Origin of the sequence: Pseudoduganella umbonata (genome assembly GCF_014192225.1) — a bacterium.
Lineage (GTDB): Bacteria > Pseudomonadota > Gammaproteobacteria > Burkholderiales > Burkholderiaceae_D > Rugamonas > Rugamonas umbonata.
Genome location: NZ_JACHXS010000004.1, coordinates 380,844 through 394,976 on the forward strand (window position 1 = coordinate 380,844; position 14,133 = coordinate 394,976).

Annotated in this window: 14 protein-coding genes; 4 read left to right on the forward strand and 10 right to left on the reverse strand. The window is 69.2% G+C overall.

Annotation, left to right across the window (positions count from 1 at the left end):
- The first annotated feature begins 224 nt into the window (after positions 1-224).
- Complete coding sequence (locus FHS02_RS13470; protein WP_229422437.1) at positions 225-1,343, forward strand: sensor histidine kinase; 1,119 nt, start codon at positions 225-227, stop codon at positions 1,341-1,343.
- 12 nt (positions 1,344-1,355) lie between these two features.
- On the opposite strand, the gene FHS02_RS13475 is transcribed toward FHS02_RS13470, so the two are convergent.
- The 3 genes from FHS02_RS13475 to FHS02_RS13485 form a co-directional block, all read right to left on the reverse strand.
- Positions 1,356-2,108 carry a DUF2243 domain-containing protein gene (locus tag FHS02_RS13475; RefSeq protein ID WP_137317060.1) on the reverse strand — a complete coding sequence of 251 codons (753 nt, stop codon included), beginning with the start codon at positions 2,106-2,108 and terminating at the stop codon, positions 1,356-1,358.
- Between the two features lie 95 nt (positions 2,109-2,203).
- Entirely contained in the window at positions 2,204-2,614 is a 411-nt protein-coding gene (gene uraH / locus FHS02_RS13480; protein WP_137317059.1) for a hydroxyisourate hydrolase, read from the reverse strand.
- A 24-nt stretch (positions 2,615-2,638) separates the two neighbouring features.
- Positions 2,639-3,145 carry a GlcG/HbpS family heme-binding protein gene (locus FHS02_RS13485; RefSeq protein ID WP_229422436.1) on the reverse strand — a complete coding sequence of 169 codons (507 nt, stop codon included), beginning with the start codon at positions 3,143-3,145 and terminating at the stop codon, positions 2,639-2,641.
- A gap of 135 nt (positions 3,146-3,280) precedes the next feature.
- On the opposite strand from FHS02_RS13485, the gene FHS02_RS13490 reads away from it, so the two are divergent.
- The 3 genes from FHS02_RS13490 (at position 3,281) to FHS02_RS13500 (ending at position 6,713) form a co-directional block, all read left to right on the forward strand.
- Positions 3,281-3,973 carry a heavy metal response regulator transcription factor gene (locus FHS02_RS13490; RefSeq protein WP_137317057.1) on the forward strand — a complete coding sequence of 231 codons (693 nt, stop codon included), beginning with the start codon at positions 3,281-3,283 and terminating at the stop codon, positions 3,971-3,973.
- Complete coding sequence (locus FHS02_RS13495; protein WP_137317783.1) at positions 3,973-5,430, forward strand: heavy metal sensor histidine kinase; 1,458 nt, start codon at positions 3,973-3,975, stop codon at positions 5,428-5,430. Before FHS02_RS13490 ends, FHS02_RS13495 begins: the two co-directional genes overlap by 1 nt.
- A gap of 86 nt (positions 5,431-5,516) precedes the next feature.
- Positions 5,517-6,713, forward strand: coding sequence for a sensor histidine kinase (locus tag FHS02_RS13500; protein ID WP_137317056.1), 1,197 nt, complete (start codon positions 5,517-5,519; stop codon positions 6,711-6,713).
- 58 nt (positions 6,714-6,771) lie between these two features.
- On the opposite strand, the gene FHS02_RS13505 is transcribed toward FHS02_RS13500, so the two are convergent.
- From FHS02_RS13505 to FHS02_RS13535, 7 genes are all read right to left on the reverse strand, one after another.
- A complete protein-coding gene (locus tag FHS02_RS13505) occupies positions 6,772-7,857 on the reverse strand; it encodes an extracellular catalytic domain type 1 short-chain-length polyhydroxyalkanoate depolymerase (protein ID WP_137317055.1) in 1,086 nt (361 codons plus the stop codon).
- Positions 7,858-8,004: 147 nt separating this feature from the next.
- Positions 8,005-8,403, reverse strand: coding sequence for a monovalent cation/H(+) antiporter subunit G (gene mnhG / locus FHS02_RS13510; RefSeq protein WP_137317054.1), 399 nt, complete (start codon positions 8,401-8,403; stop codon positions 8,005-8,007).
- Positions 8,400-8,678 (reverse strand): K+/H+ antiporter subunit F, encoded by a 279-nt coding sequence (locus tag FHS02_RS13515; protein WP_137317053.1) that lies wholly within the window; start codon positions 8,676-8,678, stop codon positions 8,400-8,402. Before FHS02_RS13515 ends, mnhG begins: the two co-directional genes overlap by 4 nt.
- Entirely contained in the window at positions 8,662-9,180 is a 519-nt protein-coding gene (locus tag FHS02_RS13520) for a Na+/H+ antiporter subunit E (protein WP_137317052.1), read from the reverse strand. The genes FHS02_RS13515 and FHS02_RS13520 overlap by 17 nt, the downstream gene beginning before the upstream one ends.
- The gene (locus FHS02_RS13525; protein ID WP_137317051.1) at positions 9,177-10,814 is read right to left on the reverse strand and encodes a monovalent cation/H+ antiporter subunit D; all 1,638 of its coding nucleotides are present in this window, start codon (positions 10,812-10,814) and stop codon (positions 9,177-9,179) included. Before FHS02_RS13525 ends, FHS02_RS13520 begins: the two co-directional genes overlap by 4 nt.
- Positions 10,811-11,197 carry a Na+/H+ antiporter subunit C gene (locus FHS02_RS13530; RefSeq protein WP_137317050.1) on the reverse strand — a complete coding sequence of 129 codons (387 nt, stop codon included), beginning with the start codon at positions 11,195-11,197 and terminating at the stop codon, positions 10,811-10,813. The genes FHS02_RS13525 and FHS02_RS13530 overlap by 4 nt, the downstream gene beginning before the upstream one ends.
- A complete protein-coding gene (locus tag FHS02_RS13535) occupies positions 11,197-14,121 on the reverse strand; it encodes a monovalent cation/H+ antiporter subunit A (RefSeq protein ID WP_137317049.1) in 2,925 nt (974 codons plus the stop codon). The genes FHS02_RS13530 and FHS02_RS13535 overlap by 1 nt, the downstream gene beginning before the upstream one ends.
- Positions 14,122-14,133 lie beyond the last annotated feature (12 nt).

Genomic DNA, 14,133 nt, shown 5'->3' on the forward strand with positions numbered 1-14,133 from the left:
GTAGTGCCAGACAAAAGATACAGCACATTCGGGGAAACGCCTAATTATTTCGGATTTATTTTCACGAGCCTACCCGGCCTGTTTCAGCGGGTCTTTTCGGCACGCAACCAGACAGGCAGCTGATATTATCGGCCCCTGAGCGATGCGGCTGTTGCAAAGCCGGAAATAACATAGGCTCGACCATTATGAAGAATTCCCCCCTCGCGAGTTTTATTCGCGACAATATGGAACGTATCCTGCAGGCATGGGAAGATTTCGCGCGCACCATCGAGCCGCCCGCGCTGACCATGAGCGACACCGACCTGCGCGACCATGCGCGCCAGATGCTGCTCGTATTTGCGGACGACCTCGACACGAAACAGTCGCACGAGGAAAGCGCCGCGAAGGCCATCGGCCAGGGCGCGCGCGGCGACGGCGATACGGCGGCCGAGGTCCATGCCGAGGCGCGCCTGCTGTCCGGCTATACCGTCGTGCAGCTGGTATCCGAGTACCGTGCATTGCGCGCCAGCGTGCTGGCCCTGTGGGCGGCCGACGAGGATGCCAGTCCGCACACGGCGATGACGGACATGACCCGTTTCAACGAGGCGGTCGACCAGGCGCTTGCCGAGTCGGTGGCCCGGTACGAGCGCCTGGTGAAGCAGTCGCAGAACATGTTCCTGGCCATCCTCGGCCATGACCTGCGCAACCCGCTCGGCACCCTGATCACCGGTTCCAGCTTCCTGCTGCAGGCCGCCGACATGCCGCCCAAGCATGTACTGGTGGCCACGCGCATGTTCAACAGCGCCAAGCGCATGAGCAGCCTGATCAACGACCTGATCGACTTCACGCGCACGCACCTGGGCCCCGGCATCCCGATCCGCGGCAGGCAGGGCGACCTGGCGGCCGTCTGCGGCCAGGTGGTCAACGAGTTGCGCACCTGCCACCCGGACCGGCACATCGAACTGAGCGAGCCGCGCACGATCGACGCCTTCTTCGATGACGGCCGCATCGCCCAGATGCTGTCCAACCTGATCGGCAATGCGCTCCAGCACGGCAGTGCGGAAGGTCCGGTCAATGTCCGCATTACCGCCGGCGACAGCGTGTCCGTGGTCGTCAACAACCGGGGACCGGTTATCCCGCCGGACAAGATCGCCAGCATTTTCGATCCGCTGGTACGTATCCGCGCCAGCGTCGGCACCGACTATACCGAACGCACCAGCCTCGGCATCGGCCTGTTCATCGCGCGCGAGATCGCCCACGCGCATGGCGGGCGGATCGACGTGGCCTCCAACGAGGCCGACGGCACGACGTTCACCGTGACGATGCCCAGGTGGCCCGACGCCAGGCGCCCGAAGCTTTCCTGATCGCCGGGACGGTCACACCTTGCTCCAGCCGATGCACCCGGCCGGCACGCCGGTCCCGCTGACCAGCACGGCGCCGTGGCGGTAGAAGCGCCAGCGCTTTTCCTTCGGTACCGCCACCAGCACCACGCCCATCGGCCGATCGGTCCAGACCAGGCGCGCGTCGCTGGCGTCGAGCGCATCGAATACCTGGGCCGGCGTGGTGCCGGGCGCGAACACGACGGCCGTGAAACCCTGGCCCGGCGGCTCGCGCAAGGCCCAGCCGCCGGCCAGGGCGGTGCCGATCCCGAACACCAGAAGCGCGGCGGCCGCGCTGCCCGGTAGCGACGGACGGCCGCGCAGCCACCATCCGAGCGCCAGCGGCAGCAGTCCGAACGCGGCCAGCCACAGCAGGTCCCACAGCAGCGGGTCGGGTGTATCGAGGCGCACGCGGTGGATCTGCAGCAGCCAGTGCGCCAGGCCGATGTCGAACAGGTTCCAGGCGCCGAATCCCAGCAGCACGGCGCCTGCCAGCGCCGTCGCACCGGGCGCGGCAATGCCGCGGCGGTGGGCGCGCCACATCCCCCACAGGCCGGCCAGCGCGATCGCGTACATCAGCACGTGGAAGTAGCCGTCCCACATCACCTGCAGCCGCAGGTCGTCCATGCCGGGCACCAGGCTCAATAGGTGATGCCACTGCAGCACCTGGTGCAGCAGGATCCCGTCGAAGAATCCGCCCAGGGCGACTCCCAGCACGACACTCCATTTCATCCAGGGCGATTTCAGCATTGGCGGGCTCCGTTTTCTCGACGTTCATGGCGAACGGCGAGTATAGGAAAGCCTGCGATCGCCCGGCGCACGGGCGGTACCCGTGCCGGCCGTCGTCAGTTGCCGCGATACGTCGAATAACCGAAAGGGCTCAGCAGCAACGGTACATGGTAGTGCTGCGCGCCCGTGCCCACCCGGAATTCCACCGGGATGCGGGGGAAGAAGGTGTCCTGCTTCAGCCGTGCGTAATGCTCGCCCGTTTCAAACACGATCCGGTAATCGCCCGGCGCCATCGCCTTGTCTTCCGGGTACAGGGCGGGAATACGGCCCTGCGCATTGGTGACGCCGGCGGCGAGCGCGCGCCAGCCCTCTCCCGCGCGCTGCTCCAGCGTGACGCGCACGCCGGCTGTCGGCTGGCCGCTTTGCAGGTCGAGCACGTGGACGCTGAGCGGGTTCGGCGCGGCAGAGGCAACCAAGGAGGCCGTGGCCAGCGTGCAGGCAAGGATGGTGTGCTTGATGAAGTTCATGGATTTTTTCCTGTCTGGTTGAGTTCAATTAGCGGGCTGGTCGAGCCCCGGGATGGCGCGGATCGCCGCCAGCGCGCAGGCATGGTCGTTGGCCGCGCCGCCGCCGCCGGCGACGCCGATCGCGCCGACCACCTGCCCTGCCGCGGCGACCGGCACGCCGCCGCCGAGCAGCAGCAGCTCGGGCAGCGTGGCAAGGTTGCGGGCGTCCGCATTGGCCGCGGCACCGCGGGCGAGATCCAGCGTGGCGGTGCGGGTCGACAGCGCCGTGTAGGCCTTGCGCCGGCTCGCCTCGATGTTGTGCGGGCCGACCGATTCGGTGCGCTGCAGCGCCAGCAGGTTGCCGCCGCGGTCCAGTACCGCGGCGACGATTGCGCGATCCTGGCGCCGGCAGGCGTCGAGGGCGCCGGCCACCAGGCGGTTGGCGGTGTCCAGTGTGAGGTCGGCCTGCTGGCGCACCTGGGCGGTGGCGGGCAAGGCGGCCAGCGCGGCCAGCAGGGCAAGCAAGGCGGATAATGGAGCGGTCGGTTTCACCGTGGGTTCCTTTCGGTCGATTCGAGGCGCCATTGTGGCGCGCGGCCGGCCACGCCCGCGTGACGGCAAGATGACAATTTCGTCATCCAGCGCGCGGCCGCGCGGGCATACAATGGACGCTTTGCGCGCGACGCCATGACCATCCTGGTAATCGAAGACGAGCCGAAGACCGGCGACTACCTGCAGCGCGGCCTGGCCGAATCCGGCTTCGCCGTACGGCTCGCGCGCAACGGGCGCGACGGCCTGGCCATCGCCGCCGAAGGCGGCATCGACCTCGTCGTGCTCGATGTGATGTTGCCCGGCATGGATGGCTGGCAGGTTCTCGAAACGCTGCGCGGCGCACCGGCGACCGAGCAGATCCCGGTGCTGTTCCTGACCGCGCGCGACGAAGTGCATGACCGCGTGCGCGGCCTGGAACTGGGCGCCGACGACTACCTGGTCAAGCCGTTCGCCTTCGTGGAGCTGGTGGCGCGCATCCGCACGCTGCTGCGGCGCGGCCCGGTGCGCGAGGAAGAACTGATCCGCATCGGCGGCCTGGAGATCGACGTGATCCGGCGCCGGGTGCGCCGCGACGGCACGCCGGTCGTGCTGACGGCCCAGGAATTCGCCCTGCTGCACCTGCTGGCGCGGCGCGAGGGCCAGGTGCTGTCGCGCGCCCTGATCGCCTCGCAGGTGTGGGACATGAACTTCGACAGCGACACCAATGTGATCGACGCCGCCGTGCGCCGGCTGCGGCGCAAGATCGACGACCCGTTCCCGCAAAAACTCATCCACACGCGGCGCGGCATGGGCTATGTCTGCGAGGTGGAACCGGCGGCCGCCCCGTGATGGCCCGGCTGCGCGATTCGCTGGCGGCGCGCGTGACCGCCACGTTCGTGCTGGTCGCCGCGCTGGCCGCGGCGGGACTCGGCACCTGGCTGTACCTGTCGTTCGTGGCTGAGATCGAACGGCGCGACGATATCGCGCTGCTGGGCAAGCTGCGGCAGATCCAGCTGCTGCTCGGCCGCCCCGGCGCGCCCGCCCTGCTGCGCACCCAGCCCGACCTGTTCCGCGACACTATGAGCGGCCAGGAGAATTCGCTGGTGCGCTTCGTGGGTGCGGACGGTACCGTGCTGGCCGACATCAACGCCGCCGGCGAGCGCTATCCGGTACCGCCCGCCGCCGCGTCACCTGCGCCGGACCGCGCCGCCATCGCGAGCTGGACCAGCCGCCGGGGCGACCCGGGCCGGGTGGTGGCCGGCACCGCCCGGCTGGGCAGCGGCACCGGCACAGGGCGAGGCGCTTCCACCGTCACGGTCATCGTCGCCCGCGTCTATGCGGACCGCACGGCCATGTTCGCCGAATACCGCCGCCGCATCGCCGGCGCCGCGGCCATCGCCGCACTGGTGGCGGCACTGTGCGGGGCATGGATGCTGCATCGCGGGCTGCGGCCCCTGCGGGTGCTGGCCGAGCACGCGGCACTGGTGCGGCCCGGCACCCTGGACCGCCGGATCGCGGCAGCCGGCGCACCGTCGGAGCTGCAGCCCCTGATCGGCGCGCTGAACGCGATGCTGGCGCGCTTGCAGGAAGGCTATGCGCGGCTGTCGGGGTTTTCCGCCGACCTGGCGCACGAATTCCGCACGCCGGTCGCCAACCTGCTCGGACAGAGCCAGGTCATGCTGGCCCAGCCGCGCAGCGCCGCGGAGTACGAGTCCCTGGTCGCATCGAACATCGAGGAACTGGAGCGGCTGGCGCGGATGATCGAGAGCATGCTGTTCCTGGCCCGCGCCGAGCAGGACGAAGTGGCACCCGCCAGCCGGCCGTTGCAGGCGCTGGACGAACTGTCGAAGGTGGCCGGCTTCTTCGAAGGGATGGCCGAGGAGCGCGGGCTGCGGCTGGCATGCGCGGGCGGCGGCGAGGTGCTGGCCGATCCGGCCCTGCTGCGGCGCGCGCTGGCCAACCTGCTGTCGAACGCGGTACGGCACGCCGACGCGGGCAGCACGATCCACCTGCGGGCGGAGGCGGACGGCGGATCGACCGCGCTGAGCGTCGAAAACACCGGCACGCCGATCGGGCCGGAACACCTGCCCTACCTGTTCGAGCGGTTCTACCGGGCCGACGCCGCGCGGAACCATGCCGGGGGATCGACGGGCCTTGGCCTGTCGATCGTGCGCGCCATCATGGCGCTGCACGGCGGCTCGGCGGCCGTGCACACCGATGCGGCGCGCACCCGGTTCACGCTGCACTTCCCCGCCGTCGCCACGCCGGCCCCAGGCTCCCAGCGCCCGGACACCGCTCGTCAGTGATTTCAGGTTAATATTCGCTACCAACCTGCCGGCGAGAAAAAGCGCCGGTCGATCACGGCCCAACAGGCCGAACACGGGCGCGCGCGATGAATCTGGCTACAGACCGGGATGACGATGACGATGACGATGGGAACGGCAATGGCAGCGGCTTGTCCGCTGGAGCAATGGAACTGTTGTCGATACGCGACGCCGTGTTCGACCATTGGGAAGCCAGCGTCCGGGCACAGATCAAGGGCGCGGCAGAGCTGCTCGGTCCGGCACTGACGGACAACCTGCCCAGTCTCTACGATAACCTCGCCGAGGCGGTCAGCCCCGGCCGGGCCAGGGCGACCGCCACGCAGCACACTACGGCGGCCATGTCGCACGGCAGCGAGCGTGCGCGCCTGACGTGCTTCGGCCCCGACGAGGTACTGCGCGAATACCAGCTGTTCCGCGATGCCATCCGCGACGTTGCCCAGGCGCATGGCATCCGCTGGACGCCGGACGTGTGGGCCGCGATCAGCCGGTCCATCGAGATCGCCGCTTGCGAATCGCTGCGCGAGTTCGCCGCCACGCATGAGGCGCTGCGGCGGCGCATGGCGGCCGCGCTGTCGCACGACATGCGCGCCCCGCTGTCGGTCATCGCCACCGGCGCGCAGCTGATCGCCCACAGCAAGGACATCGATGTGGCAAAACGTTCCGCCGACAAGATCCTGCGCCATGCCGCGCGGCTCGAATCGATGATGGGCGAACTGCTCGATGCGCTGACGGTGCTGCGCGAGGAATTGCCGCCGCTGGTGCTGTCGCCCTTCGACATGCGCGAGCTGGCGCAGGACGTCGCCCGGCAATTCGGCGAGCACGGCGGCGGCCCGTTCACGGTTTCCGGCGACAGTGCCGGCGGTCACTGGTGCGCCCCGGCCATGCGCCGGGCGCTGGAAAACCTCGTCTCGAACGCCGTGAAGTACGGCGCTGCCGGCGAGGTCCGGATCGACATCGCAACGGGCCGTGGCCGGCTGTCGCTGTCGGTCCATAACCGCGGGCCGGCCATTCCGGCGGAGCAGCGCGAACGCATCTTCGGCTACCTGTTCCGCTATGGCGGCCCGGGCACGGTGGGATGGGGTATCGGCCTGCCCTTCGTGCGCGACGTCGCCGAAGCGCACGGCGGCAGCGTCTCGGTCGACAGCGCGGAGGAAACCGGCACTACCTTCACGATCGACATTCCGGTCGATTGCCGTCCGTTCGTCAAGCGCGCCGTGCAATGCGCCACGCCCGTGGCGCAGCCGCACGACAGCGGCGGCGCATGAGGCAGCAGCACGCCGAACCGCGCGGGCGTTGCTCGGGCGCATCGGGCTTGGCGCTTACCTAAGCCGCCACCGGGTATTGCACGTCGCGGAAGAAGCGCAGCATCTCGCCGCTGGCCGACGGCCCCTTGTCGTCGGCATAGCTGCCGCGCAGGCTGCCGCCGGACCAGGCGTGACCCGCGCCGTGGATGACCCAGTGCTCGGCGAGTATCGCGCCATCGGCGCCGCGGTGGACCACCCTGGTATAGCCGCGGTCCCGGGCAACGCCGCTTTCCTCCACCACCTGCGGCCGCGCAGCATCGTTCAGGCGCACAGCGCTCAGCGAATGCTCGATGACGGTGCGGCCGTTGGTGCTGTGGACGGTCTGGTCGTTATCGCCGTGGAAGACGATCACCGGCACGGCGTTTTGCGTGAGCACGGCGGCATCCTCGATCGTGGCGCCGTTGCGCATGGCCTGCATCGCGCTGGCGGTATCGCCCGCACAGCCGTGCGGCAGGCCGGAATGGCAGCCGACCGCCGAATAAAGGTCGGGGTACGTACACCCCAGCACCACGGCCATCGCGGCACCGGCGGACAACCCGGCAACGAAGACCTTACCCGACGGTACGAGGAATTCCGCGGCGACTTCCCGCGTGGCGCCGGCGATCAGCGCGGCATCGCCATGGTCGCGCTGCTGGTGGGCCCTGTCGAACCAGTTCCAGCAGCCGCCCACCATGCCGAAGCAGGTTTGTTCGGGATACATGACCAGGCAGCCCGCTTCCTCCGCATGCCGGTTCATGTCGGTACCGTTGGCGAAATCCTCGGCACTCTGGCCGTAGCCGTGCAGCATCACCACCAGCGTCGGCTCATGGCCGGTGAAGCTGGCGGGCACGTACAGCTTGTAGGCCAGCGATCCGTGGCCGGAGTCGAAGGTGCGGCTGATGAAGCGGGGCTTGCCGGACAAAGCGGCGGACAGGCTGCCGGCCGGAGTGGCGGATGCGTTGCCGGATGCATTGCCGGTTGAGTTGCCGTCCGTGCCGGATATGTTGCCGGATACGCCCGGTTGAGTGACCGGATCCGGCCGGGTGACCGGATCGTTCGTGGCGCTGTGCAGGTTAAGGGGCAGGAACGCCAGGCGCGTCCATTGTTCGCAGAAAGTTTGTATCATTGAAGACTCCGTGGTTGATGTTGGGTCTCCTGCATGTTTTTTATGACTCTACCGTGCCCCCGGCCGGGATGGCAGCGCCGATTGCCTGTGCTCACGTAGGACTGCACCCCGCCGATGAAAGCGACACCGCGCACGTGCCGGGAGGAGCTAGCGCGGCTCCGGCGGGACTTCCTTGCCGCTGTCGGAAAGGATGTACACCTCCCCCGCCGTCACGCCCGACTCCCGCTTTCTGGCGCGCAGGTCGCGATAGACGGCGGCGCGCATGATCGTCATCGCCACCACGGGCGCCGTCAGCAGCAGGAACACGGAGATGATGATCTCGTGGATCACCAGCCGCGATTGCGCCACGGTGAAATACAGCATCGACGCCAGCAGCAGGCAGCCCGCCCCCAGCGTGACGGTGATGGCGGGACCGTGCATGCGCTGGTAGAAAGTGCGCAGGCGCAGCAGGCCGAGGGCGCCGATCAGGATGATGGTGGCGCCCAGCACCAGCAGCAGCGCCACCGGCAACGCAGCCCATCCGGGCAGGTGTTCGATGCCGCTCATTCGATGATCTCCCCGCGCATCAGGAACTTGGCCATGGCGATGGTCGACACGAAGCCCACCAGTGCGATCAGGATCGCCACCTCGAAGTACACCTGCGTGCCGAAACGGATGCCCAGCACGATCGCCAGCAGCATGCCGCACATCCACAGCGTGTCGAGCGCCAGCACGCGGTCGTGCGCGGCGGGACCGGCCAGCAGCCGGATGGCGCACAGCACCATCGCCACCAGCACGCAGATCAGCGCGTAGGCGATCGCCAGTTCAAGCAGGGTTTCCATCGTCGTTCTCCGTGTCAAAGATCTGCATCAGCGGCTGCTCGTAGCGGGTCCTGATCGTGTCAACCCACCACGCTTCGTCGTTCAGGTCGAACACGTGCAGCGCCAGTTCGTGCCGCTCCGGCAGGATTTCCACCCACACCGTGCCGGGCGTCATGTTGATCAGGCAGGACAGCATCGCCAGCCCGTAGGGATCGCGCATCGCCAGCGGCACGCGGATGAACTGCGAGTTCACGCGGGCGTAATCCTTGAACAGGATGACGCGGCATACGCCGAAGCACGAGCGGACGATCTCCACCGCCGCCATCGCGATCAGCCGGGCGAACACCGCCGGCTTGCGCAGCCGCGGGTAGCCCAGCGGCTGCAGCCGCCGCGTCAGCAGCGGCACCGCGACGCCGAGCGCCGCGCCGAACAGCACGTTGGCCGGGTCGAGCGCCTGGTTGAGCAGCAGCCACAGCGCGCACAGCGCCAGCGACACGATGGGAAACGGCAGCCAGCGGGTCATGGCGCCTCCGCGGCGGGTGCGGATGAACGGACCGGCGCCGGCACAGGCAACGTGCCCAGTACGCGGTCGATGTACAGCCTGGGCTGGTGGATGCCGTCGCCGGCGCGCGCCAGGTAGTCGAACACCGGCTGCGCCTGCAAGGTCAGCACCGCCGACACCAGCAGCAGTGCCGCCACCGGCACCACTTCCGCGGCATGCAGCGTCGGCTGCCCCACCGTTTCCGCGGCCCAGAACGTGCGCACGCCGAAGCGCATCAGCGAGACGATGGCAACCAGGCCGGAGACGAACACCAGCGCCATCAGCGTCCAGCCGGTGGCGCCGATCGCCGGCGCATCGGGGCCGGGGTTGATCAGCGCGTGGAACATGCCGAACTTGGCGACGAAGCCGGACAGCGGCGGCAGCCCGGCGATGGTCAGCGCGCAGGCCGCGAACGCCAGCGACAGGAAGGCCATCGCCGCCGGCACGCCCCGGCCCTTCGGCTCGGCGGGCGTGTCCTCGACGGCGAACGCCTCGGCCGTCAGCGCCAGCATCGCCGCGCCGGGCGTGCGGATGCGGTCGACCAGTTCGATCAGCAGCACGAACGCGGCAATCGCGATCGTGGAAGCGATGAAATAGAACAGCCCGGCCGTGACGAGCGACGGCTGCCCGTAGCCGATCACGGCCAGCAGCGTGCCGGACGACACGATCGCCGCGTAGCCCGCCATCCGCCCGGCCGTGTCGGTAGCCAGCATGCCGGCGGCGCCGAACACCAGCGTTGCCATGCCGCCCCACAGCAGCGCATCGTAGCCATAGCGCGCCGCCGCGCCGGCGCCTTCGCCGAACGCGAGCAGCCAGATGCGCAGGATCACGTACGCCCCCACCTTGGTCATCAGCACCAGCATCACGGCAACCGGCGGCGACGCCGCCGCATACGTGGTGGGCAGCCAGAAGCCCAGCGGCCACATGGCCGCCTTGACGAGGAACGCCAGCGCCAGCACGGCCACGCCGGTCTTCAGCAGGCCGATGTCGGTGGCGGCCAGCGCCGCCACCCGCCCGGCGATGTCGGCCATGTTCAGCGTGCCGGTGGTGGCATAGACCAGCGCCGTGCCGACCAGGAAGAACAGCGCGGCGACCAGGTTCACGGCGATGTACTGCAGGCTGGCGCGCAGCCGTTCCACGTTATACCCGTGCAGCACCAGCCCGTACGACGCGGCCAGCATCACTTCGAAGAACACGAACAGGTTGAACAGGTCGTGCGTCAGGAACGCGCCGTTGATCCCCATCAGCAGGAACTGGAACAGCGAATGGAAATGCACGCCGATGCGGCTCCAGCGCGGCTGGGCGTAATGCAGCGCGGCCAGCGCCAGCACCGCCGCCAGTACCAGCATGCAGGCCGACAGCCGGTCGGCCACCAGCGCGATGCCGAACGGCGCCGCCCAGTTGGCGGCCAGGTAGACGCCGATGCCATCGGGCCAGCCGCCATCGGCCAGCGCCGCCAGCGCCAGCGCGTTGGCCAGCAGTGCCAGCACGCAGCCATAGGCCACGGCAAACTTGAGCCGGTGCCAGCCCTGCGTGAGCGGCGCCAGCGCGGCGCCGCACAGCAGCGGCAGCACGATCGGCACCACGACCAGGTGCTGGGTCCAGGCCACGCTCATTCGTCCGGCTCCTCGCCGTCGACATGGTCGGTGCCGGCCAGGCCGCGCGCGCCGATCATCACCACCAGGTACAGCGCGGTGGTGGCGAAGCCGATCACGATCGCCGTCAGCACCAGCGCCTGGGGCACCGGGTCGGCCAGCGCCGCGGGGTCGGGCAAAGGAGCGGGCAAGGAAGCGGGCAAATTCGCGGCGCTGACGCCGGCACCGGCCGGCGTCAGCGGCGGCCGGTCGACGGCCAGGCGCCCCATCGCGAAGATGAACAGGTTGACGGCATACGACATCAGCATCAGCCCGATCAGCACCTGGAAGGTGCGCGGCCGCAGCACCAGCCAGATGCCCGCGCCGAAGACGATGCCGATGCCGAGGGCAAGTACGGTTTCCATTACTGGATCTCCTTGGGTGGCGGAATGGCGCTGGCCGCGGTGGAAACGCCGGCACTGCGCGCCGCCTCGTGCGGCGCGCGGCGGCTGCGCAGCGACTGGTGGGCCAGCGCCACCAGGATCAGCATGGTGGTGCCGACCACCACGAGGAACACACCCATGTCGAACAGGAAGGCCGACGGCACGTGCAGCTCGCCCAGCAGCGGCAGTGCGACGTGCGCGGTATGGCTGGTCAGGAACGGATAGCCGAACAGCCACGCGCCCAGCCCGGTGCCGCACGCGCACACCAGGCCCCAGCCGATCCAGCGGTGCGGCCGCAGGCGCAGCCGCGACTCCACCCAGTCGGTGCCGGCCACCATGTACTGCACGATCAGCGTGGTGGCGAAGATCAGGCCGGCCACGAAGCCGCCGCCCGGCAGGTTGTGGCCGCGCATGAAGAAATAGACGGCGATCACACCCATCACCGGCAGCAGGAAGCGCAGGTAGACCGCCTGCACCATCAGGTAGCCGTCGCCCGCCTGCCGCGCCGGTTTCTGGGCGATCGCCGGATCGACGTCGCTGGCCTGCTGCATCGGGATGGCGATGCTTTCCGGCGCCGGACGGAAGCGGCGCAGCAGCGCATATACCGTCAGCGCCACCGCCGACAGCACGGTGATCTCGCCCATCGTGTCGAAGCCCCGGAAGTCGACCAGCAGCACGTTGACGACGTTGGCGCCGCCGCCTTCGGGCAACGCGCGCAGCACGAAGAAGTCGCGGATGCTCGGCACGCCGGGCCGGGTCAGCACCGCGTAGCTGACCGCGGCGAGCGCCAGGCCACCGGTCACGGCGACGGCTGCGTCGCGCGCGCGCCGCCATTGCGTACTGCGCGGCGCACTGCCGGCCAGGTGGGCCGGCTGGCGGCGCGGCGGCAGCCAGCGCAGGCCGAGCAGGATCAGCACGGTGGTCACGGTTTCCACCATCAGCTGGGTCAGCGCCAGGTCGGGCGCCGACAGCCACAGGAACGTCACGCTCGTCACCAGTCCAGTGCCGCCCACCAGCGCCAGCGCCGCCAGCCGGTGATACTTGGCCTGCCAGGCGGCGGCCAGCGCACAGCCGGCGCCGATCAGCCAGAGCAGCGACAGCAGCGGATCGGCGGTGCCGGGCGCCGGCAGCGGCAAGTCGTCCATCGGCCAGGCCAGCAGCAGCGGCACGGCCACGAAAGCGATCAGCAGCACGCGCAGCTGGGGCTGCAGGCGGCGCGTTCCGGCCAGGCCCACCAGCCGCGCCGCGCCCTGGGACAACGCCAGCATCACGTTCTCGTACAGTTGCGCGCCTTTCAGGCGGTGCAGCACCGGTACGCGGTCGCGTTCGGCCAGCCCGAAGCGCTTGCGCAGCAGCAGGTAGACGGCGACGCCGCCGCCCAGCGCCACGAGGCTCATCAGCAGCGGCAGGTTGACGCCATGCCAGATGGCGAGATCGTAGTCGGGCACCGTGGGGCCCAGCACCGAGCGCGCCGCCACCGCGAGGATGTCGCCGACCACCCGTTCCGGCATCACGCCGACGGCGATGCACAGCAGCACCAGCAGCTCGATGGGCGCACGCATCCACCGGTCCGGCTCGTGCGGTTCGAACGGCAGGCCCTGCGCCGGCGGGCCGAAGAACACGCTGATGAAGCGCAGCGAATACACCACGCTGAACAGGCCCATCATGACGGCGGCCACCGACATCCACCAGTTGTCGCTGCCGCCGACGATCATCGTCTCGGCAAAGAACATTTCCTTGGACAGGAAACCGTTCATCAGCGGCACCCCGGCCATGGCGGCGCTGGCCACCACCGCCAGCGCGGCGGTATGCGGCATCGCCTGCCGCAGGCCGCGCAGCAGCCGCATGTCGCGCGTGCCGGTTTCATGGTCGACGATGCCGACGGCCATGAACAGCGAAGCCTTGAACACCGCGTGGTTCATCGTGTGGAAGACGGCGGCAACCACCGACAGGGGCGTGCCGATGCTGAGCAGCACCGTGATCAGGCCGAGGTGGCTGATCGTCGAATACGCCAGCAGTCCCTTCATGTCCCACTGGAAGATGGCGAACCAGGAGCCCAGCAGCAGCGTACACACGCCGGCGCTGCCGAGGATCCATGTCCACTCCTCCGTGCCGGCCAGCGCGGGCCACAGCCGGATCAGCAGGAAGATCCCGGCCTTGACCATCGTGGCCGAGTGCAGGTAGCTCGACACGGGCGTCGGTGCCGCCATCGCATGCGGCAGCCAGAAGTGGAAGGGGAACTGCGCGCTCTTCGTCAGCGCGCCCAGTGCGACCAGCACCAGGGCCGGCACGTACCAGCCGTGCGCGCGGATCGTGTTACCGGCCGCCAGCACCTTTTCCAGCTCGTAGCTGCCGGCGATATGGCCCAGCAGCAGCACGCCGGCCAGCAGGCACAGGCCGCCGGCGGTCGTCACGGTGAACGCCATGCGGGCGCCGCGCCGCGCGTCGTTGCGCTCCTGCCAGTAGCCGATCAGCAGGAACGAGGTGGCGCTCGTCAATTCCCAGAACACCACCAGCTGGATCAGGTTGCCGGACAGGACCACGCCCAGCATCGCGCCCATGAACGCCATCACGCAGGCATAAAAGCGGTGCGCCGGATCGCGCCGCGACAGGTAGTAGCGCGCATACAGCAGCACGAGCAGGCCGATGCCCAGCACCAGCACGGTGAACACCCAGGCCAGGCCATCCATGCGCAGGATGATCTCGAGTCCGAACGCGGGCAGCCAGGCAAAACGCATTGTCGGCACGGCACCGTCGGCGATGGCGCCGAACTGGCTGGCCGCAAGCACCAGCGCCACCAGGCTGGCGACGCCCGCCACGGCGGCGGGACGGTCGCGCGAGCCGCTTGGCATGCAGGCGGTGACCAGGGCCGCGCCGAACGGCAGCAGGAGCAGCAGCAGGAGCATCGTCAGCTCCCG